The 19,655-nt window shown below is 66.7% G+C and carries 16 protein-coding genes and 3 tRNA genes; 1 reads left to right on the plus strand and 18 read right to left on the minus strand.

What is annotated here, in order from left to right:
- The 4 genes from DES44_RS17055 to DES44_RS17070 all read right to left on the minus strand — a co-directional run.
- Positions 1 to 189, minus strand: a 189-nt coding sequence (locus DES44_RS17055) for a GTP-binding protein (protein ID WP_233441656.1), incomplete at its 3' end; no start/stop codon positions are given.
- A gap of 50 nt (positions 190 to 239) precedes the next feature.
- A tRNA-Thr gene (locus tag DES44_RS17060) sits at positions 240 to 314 on the minus strand.
- Positions 315 to 396: 82 nt separating this feature from the next.
- Positions 397 to 470, minus strand: a tRNA-Gly gene (locus DES44_RS17065).
- A 103-nt stretch (positions 471 to 573) separates the two neighbouring features.
- Positions 574 to 659: transfer RNA gene (locus DES44_RS17070), tRNA-Tyr, on the minus strand.
- Between the two features lie 640 nt (positions 660 to 1,299).
- Between DES44_RS17070 and DES44_RS17075 the strand changes: the two genes are divergently transcribed.
- A complete protein-coding gene (locus DES44_RS17075) occupies positions 1,300 to 4,071 on the plus strand; it encodes a TonB-dependent receptor (RefSeq protein ID WP_058933580.1) in 2,772 nt (923 codons plus the stop codon).
- A gap of 396 nt (positions 4,072 to 4,467) precedes the next feature.
- Here the strand turns inward: DES44_RS17075 and DES44_RS17085 are convergent, their stop codons facing one another.
- The 14 genes from DES44_RS17085 to trpE form a co-directional block, all read right to left on the minus strand.
- Positions 4,468 to 5,676: an acyltransferase family protein gene (locus DES44_RS17085; protein ID WP_083525269.1), complete on the minus strand. Its 1,209-nt coding sequence runs from the start codon at positions 5,674 to 5,676 to the stop codon at positions 4,468 to 4,470.
- A gap of 38 nt (positions 5,677 to 5,714) precedes the next feature.
- The gene (locus tag DES44_RS17090) at positions 5,715 to 6,578 is read right to left on the minus strand and encodes a glycoside hydrolase family 16 protein (RefSeq protein ID WP_058933579.1); all 864 of its coding nucleotides are present in this window, start codon (positions 6,576 to 6,578) and stop codon (positions 5,715 to 5,717) included.
- A gap of 197 nt (positions 6,579 to 6,775) precedes the next feature.
- Positions 6,776 to 8,167, minus strand: coding sequence for an MFS transporter (locus DES44_RS17095; protein WP_116001680.1), 1,392 nt, complete (start codon positions 8,165 to 8,167; stop codon positions 6,776 to 6,778).
- Positions 8,168 to 8,188: 21 nt separating this feature from the next.
- Positions 8,189 to 9,679 (minus strand): beta-N-acetylhexosaminidase, encoded by a 1,491-nt coding sequence (gene nagZ, locus DES44_RS17100; RefSeq protein WP_058937142.1) that lies wholly within the window; start codon positions 9,677 to 9,679, stop codon positions 8,189 to 8,191.
- 136 nt (positions 9,680 to 9,815) lie between these two features.
- Positions 9,816 to 10,826: an SIS domain-containing protein gene (locus DES44_RS17105; protein WP_058933578.1), complete on the minus strand. Its 1,011-nt coding sequence runs from the start codon at positions 10,824 to 10,826 to the stop codon at positions 9,816 to 9,818.
- A complete protein-coding gene (gene nagA / locus DES44_RS17110) occupies positions 10,819 to 11,958 on the minus strand; it encodes an N-acetylglucosamine-6-phosphate deacetylase (RefSeq protein ID WP_058933577.1) in 1,140 nt (379 codons plus the stop codon). The genes DES44_RS17105 and nagA overlap by 8 nt, the downstream gene beginning before the upstream one ends.
- Complete coding sequence (locus tag DES44_RS17115; RefSeq protein ID WP_058933576.1) at positions 11,955 to 12,698, minus strand: GntR family transcriptional regulator; 744 nt, start codon at positions 12,696 to 12,698, stop codon at positions 11,955 to 11,957. Before DES44_RS17115 ends, nagA begins: the two co-directional genes overlap by 4 nt.
- Positions 12,699 to 12,712: 14 nt before the next feature.
- Entirely contained in the window at positions 12,713 to 13,657 is a 945-nt protein-coding gene (locus DES44_RS17120) for a glucosamine kinase nucleotide-binding domain-containing protein (RefSeq protein WP_083525268.1), read from the minus strand.
- A 283-nt stretch (positions 13,658 to 13,940) separates the two neighbouring features.
- Positions 13,941 to 14,654, minus strand: coding sequence for a uracil-DNA glycosylase (locus DES44_RS17125; RefSeq protein WP_058933574.1), 714 nt, complete (start codon positions 14,652 to 14,654; stop codon positions 13,941 to 13,943).
- The gene (gene trpC, locus DES44_RS17130; protein ID WP_058933573.1) at positions 14,654 to 15,445 is read right to left on the minus strand and encodes an indole-3-glycerol phosphate synthase TrpC; all 792 of its coding nucleotides are present in this window, start codon (positions 15,443 to 15,445) and stop codon (positions 14,654 to 14,656) included. The genes DES44_RS17125 and trpC overlap by 1 nt, the downstream gene beginning before the upstream one ends.
- The gene (gene trpD / locus DES44_RS17135) at positions 15,438 to 16,472 is read right to left on the minus strand and encodes an anthranilate phosphoribosyltransferase (RefSeq protein WP_058933572.1); all 1,035 of its coding nucleotides are present in this window, start codon (positions 16,470 to 16,472) and stop codon (positions 15,438 to 15,440) included. Before trpD ends, trpC begins: the two co-directional genes overlap by 8 nt.
- 4 nt (positions 16,473 to 16,476) lie before the next feature.
- Positions 16,477 to 17,535, minus strand: a complete 1,059-nt coding sequence (gene ltaE / locus DES44_RS17140) for a low-specificity L-threonine aldolase (protein ID WP_058933571.1) — start codon at positions 17,533 to 17,535, stop codon at positions 16,477 to 16,479.
- Entirely contained in the window at positions 17,532 to 18,116 is a 585-nt protein-coding gene (locus DES44_RS17145; protein WP_058933570.1) for an anthranilate synthase component II, read from the minus strand. Before DES44_RS17145 ends, ltaE begins: the two co-directional genes overlap by 4 nt.
- A 20-nt stretch (positions 18,117 to 18,136) precedes the next feature.
- Positions 18,137 to 19,621, minus strand: coding sequence for an anthranilate synthase component I (gene trpE, locus DES44_RS17150; protein ID WP_058937141.1), 1,485 nt, complete (start codon positions 19,619 to 19,621; stop codon positions 18,137 to 18,139).
- Positions 19,622 to 19,655 lie beyond the last annotated feature (34 nt).

The raw sequence follows: 19,655 nt of genomic DNA on the forward strand, positions 1-19,655 counted from the left end.
GATCGTGATGCCGCGGGCCTTTTCTTCGGGAGCCGCGTCGATCTGGTCGTAGGCCTTGGCTTCGCCGCCAAACTTCGAGGCCAGCACGGTTGCGATCGCAGCCGTCAGGGTGGTCTTGCCGTGGTCAACGTGACCAATGGTGCCCACGTTCACGTGCGGCTTGGTACGTTCAAACTTGCCTTTTGCCATCTTGCGCTCCTGGCGATCAGATCGAGGGAATCAGATTGAGAGGAAAGAGGTGGTGCCCATGACGCGGATCGAACGCGTGACCTCTCCCTTACCAAGGGAGTGCTCTACCACTGAGCCACATGGGCATCGACACAGGACTGGTGACTGATCGGTTCAATCAACAAACCTGTGCCGACATTGTCAACACAACACCTGTACTTCCAACTGTGGAGCGGGAAACGGGAATCGAACCCGTGTCATTAGCTTGGAAGGCTAAGGTTCTACCATTGAACTACTCCCGCCCGGGAGTTTTTCAAGTCTCTCACTATCGCTTCAATCACGAAGCAGATGCATCAAACTTTTGTTCTTTGCATCCACTTCGGGATCTCTGCATTAGTTTGCCTTTGGTGGAGGAGGCTGGATTCGAACCAGCGTAGGCGTAAGCCAACAGATTTACAGTCTGCCCCCTTTAGCCACTCGGGCACCCCTCCGAGGCAAGCCCACGACTATAGCACCACTATTTTTTGGCGCAAACAATTTTTGAGAGAAAGACTGCGGGAGTGCGCATCGCGCCCAGAGAGGAATTTACGCCCTCACGTCACCAGGCGGTCACCATGCTGTCACGCCCGTAGGCGAAAGGCGGATAGAGATAGGCAGATAGAACAAGGCGGATCGCCGTTGACGCCCATCCCCGTCTGCGGCCGTCATGCCCACTCACTCAGGCCACTCAACTCGCGACACGGCCACCTGGAACACATCGTGAGCAGTCTCCCCGACTGCCATTTCCAGGCCACCACCCTCGCTTCCACTAATACCAATTAGCGACCAACTGACCTCACAGAGTGGCGGTGTACAGCAGACCTGCTCCATCCCTGGACAAACCCTGAACAAGGCCCCCTGTGGCGGTCGCGGCTCCGCCACAGCAGGGAAAACACGGCCCTGAAACTGGTAGCAAAGTGGCACTACCGGTCGTTATAGTGGCATGGCATTGGTTGTATCGAAGGTGTATTCGGGGGCGCCAGCTGCATGCCACTCTGCGGATGGGTGTCGTGACTCGGGTGCCAGTGTTCATCCCGGCCGCGCGGATTCACGAAGACGGATCCCAGATCAAGGCCACTCGAGGAGCAGTTCATGAAGGTCATTCAGACCCCCATCGCTGCAGCAGTCACGCTCACTCTGCTGAGCGTGGCCTGTGCAGCCCAGGCCCAAACCACAGAACAGAAGGCCGACAAGAAAGCGGACGCAACGCAGCTGGAACAGGTCGTTGTGACCGGTATCCGGGCCTCCCGCGAGTCCTCGCTCAACACGAAGCGCAATGCCGACTCCCTGGTGGAAGTGGTGACGGCAGAAGACGTGGGCAAGATGCCGGACAAGAACGTCGCGGACGCCATCCAGCGCGTGCCCGGCGTGAACATCGCCTCCAGCGCCGGCGGTGAAGGCGGCTTCTCGGAAAACGACCGGGTCAGCATCCGCGGCACGAGCCCGAGCCTGACCCAGACCCTGATCAACGGCCATGCCGTGTCCACCGGCGACTGGTTCGTGCTGAACCTGTTCGGCACCACCGTCGGCCGTAGCGCCAGCTATTCGCTGCTGCCGTCTGAACTGGTGGGCAAGGTCACGATCAACAAGACCGCCCGCGCCGACCTGGTGGAAGGCGGTGTGGCCGGTGCGGTGGACGTGCAGACGCGTCGTCCGCTGGAGTTCAAGAAGAACCTGACGCTGGAAGCGTCGGTCGGTGCCATGCACAGCACCCTGGCCGACAAGACCGACCCCCAGCTGAGCGCGCTGGCCGCCTGGAAGAACAGCACCAACACCTTCGGCGTTCTGCTGCAGGTGTTTGACCAGAAGCAGCACCTGCGCCGCGATGGCAATGAAGTGCTGGGCTACTTCACCATCGACAAGACCAAGTTTGCACCGGGCACGACGGTCAATCTCAATGGCACCGTGCAATCGATCGACGTGCTGGACGGCGTCAAGGCGCCCAGCCTGATCGGCGCCAGCCTGTTCGAGCAGGAGCGTCATCGTCAGGGCGGCGCCATCGAAGCGCAGATCAAGCCGACGAATGATCTGACGCTGGGCATCAGCGCGTTCACCTCCAAGGTGAAGGCGTCCAACATGAACACCAACTTCATGGCGTCGCCGAAGTGGCTGTTCGATGCTGGCATCGCCCCGCTGACCGCCGCCACGAGCGCTGACGGCAAGACCCTGGTGGGTGCCAGCTTCCCGCAGACGGGCGCGGCCAATTCGATCATCGTGGACAGCGGCATCCGTCCGGGCGCCGAGCAAAAATCCAACTACATCAACCTGGACGGCAAGTGGGTCGCGACCGATCGGCTGACCTTCACAGGCCAGATCGGCCGCACCAAGGGCACGGGCGCGTCGCAGGAGTTCGCCTCCGAGGTGGGCAACGTGGGCAGTGCCGGCAACACGCCGCTGGCCCTGAGCTACATGATGAACGGCACGAGCCGCGGTCCGTCGGTGGGTTTCACCAGCTCCAACGGCGCCAACTTCCGCGACTACACCACCATGTACTGGAACTGGAACTACGGTGCGAAGGTGAAGGTGCCGGACGAGGAAAGCTACGGCACCCTGGATGCTGAGTGGCAGGTGGACGCGGGTCCGCTGGAGTCGGTCAAGGCGGGTGTGCGCTTCACCGATCACAGCCGCACCAACGGGAACTGGATTTCCAGCGGCCCGAACTGGGCCAATGCCAACATCGACAAAACCCTGCCCGCCTGGAGCGGCGACAAGTACCCGAGCAATTTCGGCTCGGCCTTCGGCGCGCCGATCAATGGCATGTGGCGTCTGAGCTACGCTGACATCGCGAAGTGGGCCACCATCTCGACGCAGGCCAAGCCCGATCCAAACGCGGTCTTCAACTACGACCCGGCCCAGCGCCACGAGTGGACGAACGACTTCGACGTGAACGAGAAGACGGACGCCGGCTACGTGATGGGCTTCTTTGCAGGGGACCGCTGGAAGGCCAATGCCGGCGTGCGGGTGGTGCGGACGAAGGGTCACTATTCGACGCTGCGGGCGCCGAATTCGCAGGACCCGGCTGCGGTGATCGACAACACGTCGCTGTTCGGACCGTTTGTGCGTGAGTACACCGACCGCAACTACACGGACGTGCTGCCGAGCGCCAATTTGTCTTACCGTCTGAATTCGGACCTGGTGCTGCGCGGCGCGCTGGCCAAGACCATGGCGCGTGCGGACTACACAGCCCTGAGCTCGACGACGTCGCTGAACGACCAGCTCAATACCGGCAGCAGCGGCAACCCCAATCTGAACCCGGTTCGGGCGGTCAATTACGACCTGTCGCTGGAGTGGTATTTCGCGCCGCGGTCGCTGGTGTCGGCGGGCGTGTTCTATCAGGACTTCAGCTCGTTCGTAGACTACCGTGTGACGCAGGGCCGCTTCTTCAGCGATCTGCACAAGCAGGTGGAAACCTACAACATCACCCAACCGGTGAATGTGGGCGCGAAGAACAAGGGCTTCGAGCTGGGCTACCAGCAACCCCTGTTCGGCAACTTCGGCATCAACGCCAACTACACCTACGCCAGCGGCAAGCTGGACGGGGGCGGCGAGATGTCGGGCAATTCGAAGAACACCTACAACCTGGAAGGCTACTTCGAGAACGACGTGCTGAGCGCACGCGTGGCCTACAGCTACCGTTCGAAGTTCTACGGCAGCTATGACCGCGGCGTGAAAATGCACATGGACGACGTGGGGACGCTGGTGGCGTCGATCAACTACAAGATCAACGACTACCTGTCGCTGAGCCTGGACGGCCTGAACCTGAACAACCCGACGCTCAAGTACTTCGGGGACAACAAGGACCAGCCGCGGGCGTTCTACAGCAACGGCCGTCAGTACTACGTGACGCTGCGCGCGCGCTACTGATCGGAGTTGGCTCAAACAAAAAGCCCCGCGGTGAAAGTCGCGGGGCTTTTTCATGGGTTGCGCGTTCGGGGTTTGGGAGGCAGCACTCATTGCGCAGCTGGGTGGCGCTCGGTGCTTGGCGCTTGGCGCTCGGTGCTTGGCGCTTGGCGCTCGAAACAGGGCGGCGGAGGCTTCTGCTTCATGTCCCCCGCACGCTTCGCGTGCTCCTCCTCTACTTCCGCAGAAGCCTCCGCCGCCCTGTTTCTGGACCGAGCCCCGCCACGAGGAGCGATGCCGCGTTGGCATCGATTCGTCGCACCGCGCTCAACAACGATCCCGGGCGAGCAGGAATTACGTGCTCTCGCGTAAGCACATGGCCAGAGGCCCATGAATCATTGAACCTGGAAACGCCTCGATTCAAAGCTTCAAGTAGATGCGGCGCCGATCCAGCATCAACATGACCAGCCACCACACGGCAACCACCGTCAAGGCAAATCCCAGCGACTGCACCTTCGGTCCCCATCCACCGAGCAAGGCACCAAAGACGTGGCCATACAGCCATGGCATCCATCCCGATGCCGCCAGCAAAATGCTGCCCAGCCACGCCCCCGCATAAGCAGCAATGGCGTTGACACCGAAACGCCGGCCCAGCGGCGGCGCGCCCTTCACATCCACAAGCCAGTGACTGGTCGCCAGCGCGATCGCCGCCAGCCCACCCGTCCACAGCACGAATGACGGCGTCCACAACGCCTTGTTGATCGGCATCGCTCCAACCGCGTCCAGGCCCCAGCCACACAGCGCCAACACGATGCCAGTCCCCAGCACGCGCTTCACCTGCCCGCGGCGAACCGCATCGCCCAGCACAAAGCCAAGCAACGTCGTGGCCAGCGCCCCCAAGGTCGACACCAGTCCCTCCGGGTCGCGTCCCAGGCCGGTCTGCGCATTCCATCGATAGCCATGCGGTCCGAACAACCACGCGTCTACACGACTGGCAATGTCCAGCTCGGGAACCAAGGTGCCTCCGGCCAGCAACAGCGCCGCATAGCCAACCATCAGGACGGACAGCACCGCGACCGCCCGTGACCTCATGACCGGCCACGTGACGATCAAACCCGTCAGCGCAATGCACAAGCCAATGCGCTGCAGCACGCCGGGCCAGCGCAGAGCCGGTCGGTCCAGCAGCCACCAGGCCAGTGCGTTCAGGGCCAGTCCCAGCAGCAACACGCGCATCCCCCGCAGGACCACGCTGCGGCGCATGGCCCGGTGATCCGCAAGGCCGTCCTCCAGGCGAGCACCCAGGCTCAAGGCCAGCGAAGTGCCCACGATGAAAAGGAAGAACGGAAAAATGAGATCGGTCACAGTCCAGCCATGCCAGTCCGCATGCCGCAGCGGCCCGAAGATGTGAGACCAGTCACCCGGGTTGTTGACCAGCAGCATCGCGGCCACCGTGCAGCCACGCAGCGCATCCACCGAGGCCAGACGGGCCGCGACGACAGGCGGCGGCCCTGCATGGACCTTGCCGCTGGCGCTTCCAGCCACGTCCTGGGATGAAGTCCCTTCACTGCGCGATGCCGCATCGACGGCCTCACTGGCGGGTACACGGTCGAGTCCATGAGGGACCTGCATCTCACGCTCCACGGTTGGCGGCGCCGGGGTGGTCGGCGCTAGAAGTCGCAGCGATTCTCCAGCGCGCGGATGGGGGGACTCACCTGGTCCACGTGTCCCACTCCGCGCCGGCGCCACTGCGCCACCTGCGCCTCGACCTGCTCAGGGCTGAGCACCACATTGCGCGCGTGCAGCACCCAGTCCACCGCCTGTTCATAGACCCGCGGCTCGCCGCCCTGCGGCAGCGGCCCGCCCGGCGAAAACCAGAGGTTGAAGTTGATGGACATCTGGACGACCGGATAGTTGCGCCCGCCGTGCTCGGCCACCAGCCGGCCATCGATGAACCAGCGCGTGCGCCCGTCAGCGACCTGCATCATCAGCGTGTGCCAGTCCTGGCCCGGCGCGCCTAGTTCGGCAAATTCCTCGTGCTGCTGGTTGTAGGCCAGCCAGGGATCCAGACGCACCGTCTGCCAGGTGATGCCGTACAGGCGCGTCTTGTCGCTGCCCCAGCCCCCATTGGGCAGGTATTCCCAGTCCAGTTCACTGAACTCAGGATCAAAGTCGAAGCGCAGCGGGCTGACCGCATAGAAGGTCTGGATCACCGGGTCGCCGTCCACCCCAGCCGTCGGCCGGTCGCTGAACCGCACGCGGGCCGCATAGGTGCCTTCCAGGTATTTGCGCTGGTGGCAGACCTGCACCTGCGTCGTGCCCGGCCCCGTGCCGTCAGTCGAGGCCCGCAAACGCAGCAGGCGCTGGCCAGGCTGCGCAGGATCATCGATCAGCCCGACACCCTCAGGCGCCCAGCGTGCGCCGGGAATGCCGGGGTGGCCGGCCGCGCTGCGCAATTGCCATCCCGCTTCCTGCAGGGCCGTCACATCCGCATAGTTGAAATCATCGAAGAACCAGGCGGTGGCGGCGGGCACGCGCGCAGCGTCCTCAGCAGTGCCGGCTGCCGCGGCTCGAGACTCTAAAGCTCGCCCCTGCACGGGCGCCGAAGTCTTTCCCGGCGCCTGCGCCCGGGCCGCGGGAGTCGGCGTCGCCGCCTGCGCCGTAGCACCCGCTGTTGCCAGCACCCCGCACGCCAGCAGGCCGCTCACCGACAGTCGCAGCATCGGGCGATTCATGTCGCCGGCTTCGCAGGCGTTGCGGACTCCAGGCCGGCCGCGCCATCGCCGCCGCCCGCGCCTGGCCCGTTCTCTGGCGTCACGCCAGCGCCAGAATCGGCCGAGGCAGAGGGATCGAGCGCAGACATGCGCACGAACGGCAGCAGCAGCAGCACCGGCAGCCCGCAGAACAGCGTCCACAGGAAGAAGTGCTCATAGCCGAGCGCCACCTGGATGTCCCCACTCATGCTGCGAGACAGGATGAAGCCCAGCTGCATGACGCCCGAGCCCAGCGCATAGTGCGCCGTCTGGAATCGCCCTGGTGCCACTGCCTGCATGATGTACAGAATCATGCCGACAAAGCCGAAGCCGTAGCCAAACATCTCCACCATCACCGCAGCGCCGATGTGCCACATGTCCTGCGGCAAGGTCGAAGCCAGGTAGTAGAAGGTGGCGTTGGGCACCGACATCGCCAGGATCAGCACCGGCATGGCCCGCCGCAGCGTCAGCCAGGCAGTGAAGTAGCCGCCCAGGACACTCCCCGTGAGGAAGGCCACCGTGCCGACCCATCCGTAGACGTCCGCCACCTGGCTGGTGGTCAGGCCCAGCCCGCCCTTGTCGCGGGCCTCGATCAGGAACAGCGGCCCGATGGTCTGCACCTGCCCCTCCGCAAAGCGGAACAGGACAATGAAAAGCACCGCCAAGGCAATGCCCGGCTTGGCCGCGAAATCCTTGACGATCCTGGCTGTCGTTTCTCCGATGGCCGACGCCCGCAGCGCCACGTGGTCAGTGCTGAGCTGTCCCGGCAGCATCAGCGCGTTGTAGCTGGCCAGGCCCGCCAGCAGCACCCCCAGGCCCAGGAACACGACGCTCCAGGCATTGAAGACCCCCATCGGTGCTTCCAGCAGGCCCGCCACCTTGAGCACCACCCCCACCATGAAGAAGCGCGCGCCGTTGAAGAAGGCGCCCTGCCAGCCCGCATACCGCGCCTGCCGCTTCGCATCCAGCGCGCCCATGTAGAGTCCGTCACAGGCGATGTCGTGCGTGGCGGAACCATAGGCGATCAGGAACAGCACGCAGATCGTCCCCGCAAACCACCAGGGGGTCTGCAGGATCAGCGCCATCAGCAGCAGCGCCACCGCGCCCACCGCCTGCATCGCTACCACGATCAGCTTCTTGCTGTGCACCAGCTCCAGGAACGGGCTCCACAGCGGCTTGATGGCCCAGGCCGTGCCCAGCAGGCTGGTCCAGCGGGCAATCTGCTCGTTGCCCACCCCCATGTTCTTGAGCATGAAGCTGGCCAGCGCCATCACCACGAAGAACTGCATGCCCTGCACGAAGTACAGGCTGGGCACCCAGCGCATCGGGGAAGGCCCGGTGTCGGCGGAAGGGAAAGACGGCTGGCGCATGCAGGCCTCCTGTCAGGTCATTCAGTCCAGCGTCACGGGCGACCGGCCCGAGGCGCTCAAGCGGCCACACATCCAGTCGCCCAGCGCGCCCAGTGCCCCGTCGGCATAGCCCCAGCTGATCACCGTGGGCGCCGCCACATCCAGCGCCTGGAACGGATTCCACAGCACCAGGTGCAGATCTGGCGACCATGTCCGCGCCCGCTCTCCATACCGCGCCCGATGGGTGGACGCCAGCACGGTGAAACGACCGTCGCGCGGCAGGGTCTGCCAGTCCAGCGAGGAGATGTCCTGCAGCGAAACGAACTCCACCGCCGTGTGGTCACGGAACAAGGCGCGGACCTGCTCGCCCGTCGGCCCGGCCTCCGAGACGCCATCCGTCGGCACTTCGTCCTGGACCAGCACGCGCAAGGGCAGGTCGCGCGACGGTGCCTGCGCCCCGCGCAAGGCACACAGGCCGCGGGCCCAGGCTTGGCGCATCAACGCGTCATCGGCCTCGCGCTGCGCACCGGCATAGTCGTCCAGCCGCACCGGATAGCGGTCCGCCATGCGGTCCAGACGCGCCTGGGCCTGCAAGGCGCGCTCGGGCGCGATGTCACCACGCGCCAGGCCCTGCCGCAGCGCGTCGATGGCCTGCGCCTGCTCGGCCAGCGAGCCCTGCGCCAGGATCATGTCCGCCCCCGCCTGGATGGCCAGCACCGCCGCACGGGCATAGCCGTAACGGTCGGCGATGGCCTTCATCATCAGCGCATCGGTGATGACCACGCCGTCATACCCCAGTTCCTCGCGCAGGATGCCGCCCAGAATCGTGCGGGACAGGGTCGCCGGGTAATCAGGATCGATGGCCGGGTAGACGATGTGGGCCGTCATCACCGAAGGCGCCGCCTCGCGCAGCGCGCGGAAGGGCCGCAGCTCGAGCGCATCCAGCTCCGCCCGCGACTTCGCCACCGTCGGCAGATCCAGGTGGGAGTCCACATGGGTGTCGCCATGCCCCGGGAAGTGCTTGATGCAGCAGGCCACGCCCTCCGACAGCGAGCCCTGCATCCACGCACCGGCCAGCCGCGTCACCGTCTCGGCGGACTCGCCGAAGCTGCGCTCGGCAATGACCGGGTTGGCCGGGTTGTTGTTGATGTCCACCACCGGCGCGAAGTTCCAGTTGATGCCGATGCCCCGCAGCCCCCGTGCCACCGCCGCGCCCACCTGCGTGGCCAGCGCTTCGTCGCCCGCCGCGCCCAGCGACATGGCGGACGGCGGCTGCGGCAGGAAGGTGGCGCGCACCACCGACCCGCCCTCCTGGTCCAGGCCGATCAAGGCCTGCGGCCCCATCACGGCCCGCAGGTCGCGGGTGAGCTGACGCACTTGGGCCTCGGTGCCCAGGTTCTTTCGGAAGAGGCAGACGGCGCGGATGCGCTGCTGGCGCAGGAAGTCCGCCGTCGCAGCATCCAGCGACGTCCCGGTGATGTCCACCATCACCAGACGGCCAGCGTCGAAGTCCGGGGGCAAGCGTGTACTCATGGCTCTCTCTTCGGCCGGCTCGGGGCCCGGCTCATCAGTCTGCCGACGCTTCAGTGCGTCGATGCGTCCCTGCATCCCTCACGGCGTCCTGCGGGCATCGCCTCAGTGCGCCGCCGTGTCCAGGCGGGTCTGTCCCTCAATGCGTCCTGGTGACCTTGGCCAGATGGCGCGGCTGGTCGGGATTCAGGCCCCGGGCGCTCGCCAGCGCCTCCACCATCGGATAGAAACTCTGCACGGCCGCGATCGGGTCCAGGTCCTCGCTGCCGGTGCAGCTCAGCGGCAGCTCGGCGCCCGGCGTGCCCGCAGGCGCGGCCAGCAGCACCCGGGCGCCACGCCCGCGCATGTCGTCCGCCAAGGCCAGCAGGCCCGCCTGCGCCGGCCCGCGAGGCGCAAACACCAGCAGCGGATACCCCTCCTCCACCAGCGCCATCGGCCCGTGCTTGACCTCGGCACCGGAGAACGCCTCCGCCTGGATGCCGCAGGTTTCCTTGAATTTCAGCGCAGCCTCCAGCGCGATCGGCAGCGACGTGCCGCGGCCAATCACAAACAGTTTGTCCGCGCCCTTGAGCACATCGACCGCCACATCCCAGCGCTGCCGCGCCGCCTGCTCCAGCGCTGCGGGGAGGTCCTGCAGGGCGGCGGCCAGATGCGGATCGTCCTGCCATGCCGCCACCAGGCGCGCGCCGGCCACCAGCTGCGCGATGTAGCTCTTGGTCGCCGCCACGCTCTGCTCGGCACCGGCATGCAGCGGGAACACATGCTCCGCCGCTTCGGCCAGCGGCGAGCCGTCGGCATTCACGAAGGCCACGGTGCGGGCGCCGTTGGCCCGCAGATATTGCGTCGGCGAGACCAGGTCCGGACTCTGGCCGGACTGCGAAAACGCCAGCGACACCAGCCCCCGGCTCTCCAGCCGGCTTTGGTAGAGCGTGATCACCGACATCGGCAGCGAGGTCACCAGCCGCCCCAGCCGCGCCATCACCAGATAGGCCAGGTAATGCGCCGCATGGTCCGAGCTGCCACGCGCCACGGTGAGCAGCGCACTGGGCGGCTGCTCCCGCAGCAGGCGCCCCAGCGCCAGGTAGGACTGCTGATCGGCGGCCAGCTGGCGCGCCACGGCCTGCGGCGCGCTCAGCGCCTCTTCAAGCATTCGCGAGGTCAATTGATTCCCCTTCCACGACCACGCGTTGCAACTGCAAGCCACGGTCCAACTCCACCACATCCGCCCAGGCGCCAGCCACCAGCCGACCCCGGTCCTCCAGGCCGAGAAAGTCCGCCGCATGGGTCGACACCCGTCGCGACGCTTCCTCCACCGCCAATCCCATCTTCAGCACCAGATTGCGCAGGGCCTGGTCCATCGTCAGCGTGGATCCGGCCAGCGTCCCATCGGGCAGGCGCACGCCGCCCAGGCATTTGGTCACCCGATGGCGACCGAGCCGGTACTCACCGTCGGGCATGCCGGCAGCGGCCGTCGAATCGGTGACGCAGAACAGGCCGGGGATGCAGCGCAGCGCGGCACGGATGGCACCGGGGTGCACATGCAGCAGGTCCGGAATGACCTCGGCATAGCGGCCATGGGCCAGCGCCGCCCCGACCATGCCGGGCTCGCGGTGATGCAGGCCGGACATGGCATTGAACAGATGGGTGAAGCCGCCGGCGCCGCGGGCCAGTGCCGCCACGCCGTCCTCATAGGTGCCCAGCGTGTGGCCGATCTGCACCTGGAAACCCGCCGCGCGGAGTTCAGCCACCAGATCCAGGTGGCCCGGCACTTCCGGCGCCAGCGTCACCAGCCGGATCGGCGCGATGGCATGCAGCGCCCGCACCTCGTCCAGAGCGGCGGACCGGGCGAAGTCCGGCTGTGCGCCTAGCTTGCCGGGGTTGATGTAGGGCCCTTCCAGATGCACGCCCAGCACGCGCGCCATGCCGGTGCCGCGATCGGCGCAGACGCCGCTCAGGGCCTGCATGGCGCTGCGGATCTCATCCATCGGCGCCGTCATGGTGGTGGCCAGCAGGGACGTCGTCCCGTGGCGGGCATGCAGCCGCGCCATCTCGGCCACGGCCGCGCCGCCTTCCATCGTGTCGTGCCCGCCGCCGCCGTGCACATGCAGGTCGACAAAGCCAGGCAGGATCAGCGGCAGCCCATCGGCGCCATGGCGCGCCGCGTCCTCGGACACCGGATCGCCGTCGATGCGACTGATCCGGCCCTTTTGATGCTCCAGCACACCGCGGATGAATCCGGCAGGCGTCAGAATGAATCCGTCGATATGCTGTGCGTCCGTCATCCGTCGCGCCTCATCTCCGCGACGAAGTCGTAGTAATCGCTGCGGCAGTACGAATGGGTCAGCTCCACCGCCTGACCCAGATCCAGATAACCCACACGCGTGATGAACAGCACCGCCTGACCCACTGGCACTTCCAGCAGGCCAGCCAGGCGTGAATCCGCATTGATGGCACGAATGTGCTGAAGCGCCCGCACCGGTGCCCGGCCCATGCGGGCCAGATGCTCGTACAGGGAGCTGTCGACCTTTTGCGGCTCCGGCAGCACGGCCTCCGGCAGCACGCTCAATTCATAGGCCATGACCACCTGGTCGGCAAGCCGCAGACGCTCCAGCCGGGCCACCCGCTGCCCGGTGGTCAGGCCCAGCGACAGCTGCTCGTCCGGCGCCGCCATGGCAAAACCGCGGGTGAGCCAGCGGCTGCTGGGCTTGAAGCCACGCTGATGCAGCTCCTCCGAGAAACTGGTCAGGCGCGACAGCGGCTGCTCCAGCTTCGGGGCGATGTAGTTGCCCGAGCCCCGCTTGCGCACGATCAGGCCCTGCTCCACCAGCCGGTCGATCGCCTTGCGGGCCGTCACGCGGGACAGGTCCAGCGACTCCGACAGCACCCGCTCCGACGGCAGGGCCTCATCGGCCTGGTACTGGCCCTCGCGGATGGCCTGCGCCAGCTTGTGGGCCAACTGCATGTACAGCGGCGAAGCGGCGGCGGGATCGGGCTTGAATTGGAAGGGCAGCTTGGTGCTCATCGGGCGGTTCTCAATCAACGTGAGTCAGAGAGCGCGCCGCGGACCAGCCGCAGCGCCCCGTCAGCCGAGTCACCCTGAGGTGACACGCAACGGGCCCGAATGTTGCCTGAGAAACGGCTGCCCAGCCGCTGCGCGATGCTGCCGGCCAGCGAGAGCGGCAGCGTCTGCGTGGGGTCCAGGGCCAGTGCGACGGATTCCAGCTCCGCCACGGCGGCATTGACCAGCGCCTGGGCCGCCGGATCGGCACCCGCCTGTTCGAACACCAGCGGCGCCAGTTGAGCGTAGGCATGCTGGCCGGCCTGGGCCACCCAGGCGGAGACCGCGTCGCGGTCCTGCGGATGCGCGGCGCCCGCGGCGGCCCAGACGGCCTGTGCCAGCGTGCCGGCGGGCAGGCGCCCGTCCATGGCCTTTTGCGCCAGCCGCATGGCCTGCACGCCCAGCCAGGCGCCGCTGCCTTCATCGCCGCCGATCCAGCCCCAGCCACTCACACGCACCAGCGACCCATCCGCACGCAGGGCCTCGCCCACTGTGCCGGTGCCGGCGGCGATCACCGCGCCGGGGTGGCCCGCATGCGCGCCGATGACCGTGGTGGTGCCGTCGTTGACCAGCACCAGATGCGCATATCCCGGCTGACGGGCCTTGAAGGCCTCGACCTGTGCGCCCACGCCAGCGCCGGACAGGCCCAGGCCGATGGCGGTTTCCGCCAACGGCAGCGTCGTCAGTCCGGACTGGAAGGTGGCGGCCTGGACGGCTTCCTGGATGTGACGCCAGGCCTGGTCCACGCCCTGCCCCAGGGCCGACGGTCCCGATTGGCCTTGTCCGAGCAGTCGCCCCTGCAGGTCGCTCAGGCGCACCCGCGTGCCCGTGCCGCCACCATCCACGCCGACCAGATAGCGGACGGTGGCATGGCGCGTGGGCAGAGGAGCCGACCAGACGTCGGCCAAAGCGGGAACTGTCATGATTAATACCAGTTTAGTACCAAAAATCGGAGACCGTCAATTGGTAGCGCACTGGACTTAACCCTGAGTCCGCAGGTCGGCGGGGCCTGCGCCCACCCGGGGGCGACAGAGGCCGCTGCATCACGATGGACACGAGGAGAAACAATGCGGACACCCAGGGACGGGTCGGGGCCGCGGCTGCGTGACCACAACCGTACCAGTTGAGCCAACGACTGCCATGAGGATCAGCCCGTACCGGGGCGATCCTTGAGCCATACAGTGAGCCTTGCAGTGAACCGAGCGGTCAGTGCTCGCTGTCGAGCGACCAATCCAGGTCAGCACCCTGGGTCTTGAGCCAGTCCCGCGCTGCGGAGAAATGGCCGCAGCCAATGAAGGGCGTGGGGCCCCGAGTGGCGGACAGCGGCGACGGATGGTTGGCTTGCAGCACCCGATGACGGGCGCCGCCGGCGGACTCGATCAGTGCCGCCTTGGCCTGGGCATGGGCGCCCCACAGCAGATAGACCTTGGGCGAGGCATCTCGTGCGGTGGCTTCGATCAGCGCATCGGTCAGCGATTCCCAGCCCTTGCGTGCATGGCTGCCGGCCTGCCCGTCCTCGACGGTCAGGCTGGTGTTGAGCAGCAGCACTCCGCGCCGCGCCCAGTCACCCAGATGGCCGCTCATCGCCGGCGCCTGGCCCAGGTCCCGCATCAGCTCCTTGAAGATGTTGCGCAGCGACGGCGGCAGTTTCTGGCCGGCGGGAACGGAGAAGGCCAGCCCCTCCGCCTGACCCGGCCCGTGATAGGGGTCCTGTCCGACGATGACCACCCGCACCGACGTCAGCGGCGTGAGCCGCAACGCCCGCAGCGGATCGGCCGGATAGATGCGGGCCCCTGCGGCCAGCCGCTCCTGCAACAGGGCCTGCACCCGTTGGCCGTCCGCAGTGCGTCGCCATGCGTCGATGCTGGCCTGCCAGCCTCCCTCGACCTGCCAGTCGAGGTCCGCGCTCATCAAGGCCATCAGTGGAACAGCGCTGCCAGCGCGGCGCCCGGATCGTCCGCCCGCATGAACGCCTCGCCCACGAGGAAGGCATTCACATGCGCGTCCCGCATGCGCTGCACATCGGCCGGACCGAGGATGCCGGACTCGGTGACCAGCAAGCGGTCCGCCGGCACCTGCGACAGCAGCCCCAGCGTCGTGTCCAGGGTCACCTCGAAGGTCTTGAGATTGCGGTTGTTGATGCCGACCAGCGGCGTCTTCAGCCGAAGCGCGCGCTCCAGTTCATGCCCGTCATGCACTTCCACCAGCACGTCCAGACCCAGGCCCTGTGCACAGTCTTCCAGTTCGGCCATCTGGCCGTCGTCCAGGCTGGCGGCGATCAGCAGGATGCAGTCCGCACCCATCGCCCGGGCTTCATAGACCTGGTAGGGATCAACCATGAAGTCCTTGCGCAGCACCGGCAGCGCACAAGCGGCGCGGGCTTCCTGAAGATAGGCCACGCCGCCCTGGAAAAACGGGCGATCAGTCAGCACGCTCAGGCAGGCGGCCCCATGCTGCTCGTAGCTGCGGGCGATGGCGGCGGGCTGGAAGTCCTCGCGCAGCACGCCCTTGCTGGGGCTGGCCTTCTTGATCTCGGCGATCACCGCACTGTGGCCGGCCTGCACCTTGCGGCGCAGCGCCTCAGCGAAGCCCCGCGTGGGTTCCTGGCGCGCCTGCGCCTCCTCACGCAGCACGGCCAGCGGCTTCAAGGCCTGGGCGGCGGCGACTTCCTCGCGCTTGACCGCATTGATCCGATCCAGGATGTCAGACACGGGCGGCCTCCTGCGTGGCGGCGACGAACTGGTCCAGCTTGGCGCGGGCCGCGCCGTTGCTGAGCACCTCGCGGGCCTTGGTGATGCCGTCCTCGATGCTGTCCACCACATTGCCGGCATACAGCGTGGCGCCGGCATTGAGCAGCACGATGTCGCGGGCCGGGCCCGGCTCGTCGGCCAGCACGTTCAGCAAAATCCGGCGGCTCTCTTCCGGCCCGCTCACCCGCAGGTTGCGGCTGGAGACCATCTGCAGGCCGAAGTCTTCCGGATGGACCTCGTATTCGCGGATCTCGCCATTGCGCAGTTCCCCCACCAGCGTGGAGGCGCCCAGCGAAATCTCGTCCATGCCGTCCTTCCCGTACACCACCACCGCATGCTCGGCCCCGAGCCGCTGCATGACACGCACCTGGATGCCCACCAAGTCTGGGTGGAACACGCCCATCAGGATGTTGGTGGCGCCGGCCGGGTTGGTCAGCGGGCCCAGGATGTTGAAGAGGGTGCGCACGCCCAGCTCCTTGCGGACCGGGGCGATGGTCTTCATGGCCGGATGATGGTTGGGCGCGAACATGAAACCGATGCCGGTCTTGTGCACGCACTCGGCCACCGCCTGCGGCGACAGCGACAGCGCCACCCCCAGCGCTTCCAGCACATCGGCGCTGCCGGTCTTGCTGGAGACGCTCCGATTGCCGTGCTTGGCGATCTGCGCGCCAGCGGCGGCCGCCACGAACATCGAGCAGGTGGAGATGTTGAAGGTGTGGGCGCCATCGCCTCCGGTGCCCACCACGTCCACCAGGTGCGGTCCGGGCTGCAGCGGCACCTTCACCGAGAACTCGCGCATCACCTGTGCGGCGGCGGTGATCTCGCCGATGGTTTCCTTTTTCACCCGCAGGCCAATGAGGATGGCGGCGGCTGTGACGGGCGACATCTCACCCCCCATGATGCGGCGCATCAGCGACAGCATCTCGTCGTGGAAGATCTCGCGGTGTTCAATGACCCGGGTGAGGGCTTCGTGGTCGGTGATCGGCATGGAATCAGGCTCCCGTGCGCAGGCAGTGCTCGCGGATGACGGCAATGGCGCGGTCCACGCCTGCGGCATCCACATCCAGATGGGTGACGAAGCGCAGGCGGTACAGGCCGGTGGCCAGCACGCCGTGCTGCTTCAGGTGGTCCAGCAGACCGGTGGCGACGGCAGGCGTCGCATCGACGAACACAATGTTCGTCTGCGGCGCCTCGACGGTCAGTCCCGGCAGGCCGGACAGTCCTTCGGCGAGGCGCCGGGCCAGCGCATGGTCGTCGGCCAGACGCCGCACATGATGGGTCAGCGCATGGTGAGCCGCTGCGGCCAGCACCCCGGCCTGCCGCATGCCGCCGCCGACCATCTTGCGCCAGCGGTGCGCCTGGGCAATGAAGGCACGCGAGCCGCACAGCACCGAGCCCACCGGCGCGCCCAGTCCCTTGGAGAAGCAGACCGAGACGCTGTCGAAATGGCTGCAGATGCGGCGCGCCGCGGCATAGGGGTCGCCCGCATCGATCGCGACGGCGGCATTGAAGAGCCGCGCGCCGTCCAGATGCCGCGCCAGACCGCGGCGCTGCGCCAGGGCGGTGGCCTCGGCCAGGTAGTCCATGGGCAGCACCTTGCCGCCGATGGTGTTTTCCAGCGTCAGCAGGCGGGTGCGCGCGAAGTGCGCATCGTCGGGCTTGATGTTGGCTTCGATGTCGGCCAGCGGCAGGGAACCATCGGCCGCATGATTGAGCGGCTGAGGCTGGATGGAGCCCAGCACCGCCGCGCCGCCGCCTTCCCAGCGATAGGTATGGGCCATCTGGCCGACGATGTATTCATCGCCGCGCTGGCAGTGGCTCATCAGCGCGCAGAGGTTGCTCTGCGTGCCGCTGGGCATGAACAGCGCCGCCTCGAATCCCAGCTGCTGCGCCAGCGCGTCCTGGAGGCCGTTGACCGTCGGGTCGTCGCCGAAGACGTCGTCGCCCACGTCTGCCACCCGCATCGCCTCGCGCATGGCGGGCGTCGGCCGGGTGACGGTGTCGCTGCGCAGATCGATCACCGAATGGGCGCGGGTCGGGTCAGAGCTCATGGGGCCAGTTCCAGGAAATTGCGCAGCATGGCATGGCCATGTTGCGACAGGATGGATTCAGGATGGAACTGCACACCTTCCAGCGGCGTGCCGGTGCCGGCCAGGCCGCGGTGGCGCACGCCCATGATTTCGCCGTCTTCGCTGCGGGCGGAGACTTCCAGGTCGTCCGGCAGCGTCGCCTGCTCGATGGCCAGCGAGTGGTAGCGGATGACGCTGAAGGCTTCCGGCAGGCCGGTGAACACGCCGCGGCGGTCGGTGGTGATGGTGCTGGCCTTGCCGTGCATCTGCACCTGCGCGCGGATGATGCGTCCGCCCAGCGCCGCCCCGATGCTCTGGTGACCCAGGCACACGCCCAGGATGGGCAGGCGGCCCTTGAAACGCTCGATGGCGGGCACGCAGACACCGGCTTCCTTCGGTGTGCACGGGCCGGGCGACAGCACCAGGTGGCTGGGCCGCAGGGCTTCGATCTCGTCCAGCGTGATCTGGTCGTTGCGGACCACCTTCACATCGGCGCCGAGTTCGGCGAAATACTGCACCAGGTTGAAGGTGAAGCTGTCGTAGTTGTCGATCATCAGCAGCATGGCTTCGCTCCTTCGTCCGCTCAGAAACCTTCTTCGACCAGTTCGGCAGCACGCAGCAGCGCGCGTGCCTTGGCCTCGGTCTCTTTCCACTCCAGCTCGGGCACCGAATCGGCCACGATGCCGGCAGCGGCCTGCACATACAGCGTCTGGTCCATGATGACGCCGGTGCGGATGGCAATGGCCAGGTCCATGTCGCCGCCAAAGCTCAGGTAGCCGCAGGCGCCGCCGTAGATGCCCCGCTTGACCGGCTCGAGCTGGTCGATGATTTCCATCGCCCGGATCTTGGGTGCGCCGGAGAGCGTGCCGGCGGGGAAGCTGGCGCGGAACACATCCATGTTGCCCACGCCGTCCTGCAGCAGGCCTTCGACGTTGCTGACGATGTGCATCACATGCGAATAACGCTCGACCGCGAAGGCGTCGGTGACCTTCACCGTGCCGGTGCGGGCGATGCGGCCGATGTCGTTGCGCGCCAGGTCGATCAGCATCAGGTGTTCGGCGCGTTCCTTGGGGTCGGCCTTGAGCTCCACTTCCAGGGCCTGGTCCAGCTCCGGCGTGCCGCCGCGCGGACGGGTGCCCGCCAGCGGCCGGATGGTGACCTTGCGTCCGTCGGGCGTCTGCTCCTGGCGAACCAGGATCTCGGGCGAGGCGCCGACGATCTGGAAGTCCCCCATGTCATAGAAGTACATGTAGGGGCTGGGGTTGAGCGAGCGCAGCGCGCGGTACAGGCTCAACGGCGACTCGGTGTAGCGCTTCTTCAGGCGCTGGCCGAAGACGATCTGCATGCAGTCGCCAGCGGCGATGAATTCCTTGGCACGGTCCACCGACCGGAGGAAGTCCGCCTTGGCAAACTCGCGCTCCACCGGATGGGCCTGTCCGCGCAGCACACGCGGTGCGGAGACCGAATAACTGAGCTTGTCGCGCAGTTCAGCCAGCCGTTTCTTGCCCCGGAAATAGGCTTCGGGCTGACCCGGGTCGGCGTAGACGATGAGATAGAGCTTGCCCGAGAGGTTGTCGATGACGGCCAGCTCTTCGCACTGGAGCAGCATGACGTCGGGCGTGGGCAGCCCGCCCTGGGGAGTGGTGTCGGCCAGGCGCGGTTCGATGTAGCGCACGGCGTCGTAGCCGAAGTAGCCGGCCAGTCCGCCGCAAAAGCGCGGCAGGCCGGGCCGCAGGGCGACCTTGAAGCGCTGCTGGTAGGCCTCGATGAAGGCCAGTGGGTCGCCCTCATGGGTTTCCACGACTTCGCCGTCCCTCAGGATGCGGGTGGTGCGACCTTCGCTGCGCAGCACCGTGCGGGCAGGCAGGCCGATGAAGGAGTAGCGGCCGAAACGCTCCCCGCCCACCACCGACTCCAGCAAGAAGCTGTTGCGGCCCTGGCCGTTGCCGGCAGCAAGCTTCAAGTAGAGCGACAAGGGCGTTTCCAGATCGGCGAAGGCTTCGCTGATCAGGGGAATGCGGTTGTAGCCTTCAGCGGCCAGGCTCTGGAATTCGAGTTCAGTGATCACGTCGTCAAACCTCATGTCAGACGCGTGGGGGGCC

It is taken from the genome of Roseateles depolymerans (assembly GCF_003387155.1).
In the GTDB taxonomy this organism is placed as follows: domain Bacteria; phylum Pseudomonadota; class Gammaproteobacteria; order Burkholderiales; family Burkholderiaceae_C; genus Roseateles; species Roseateles depolymerans.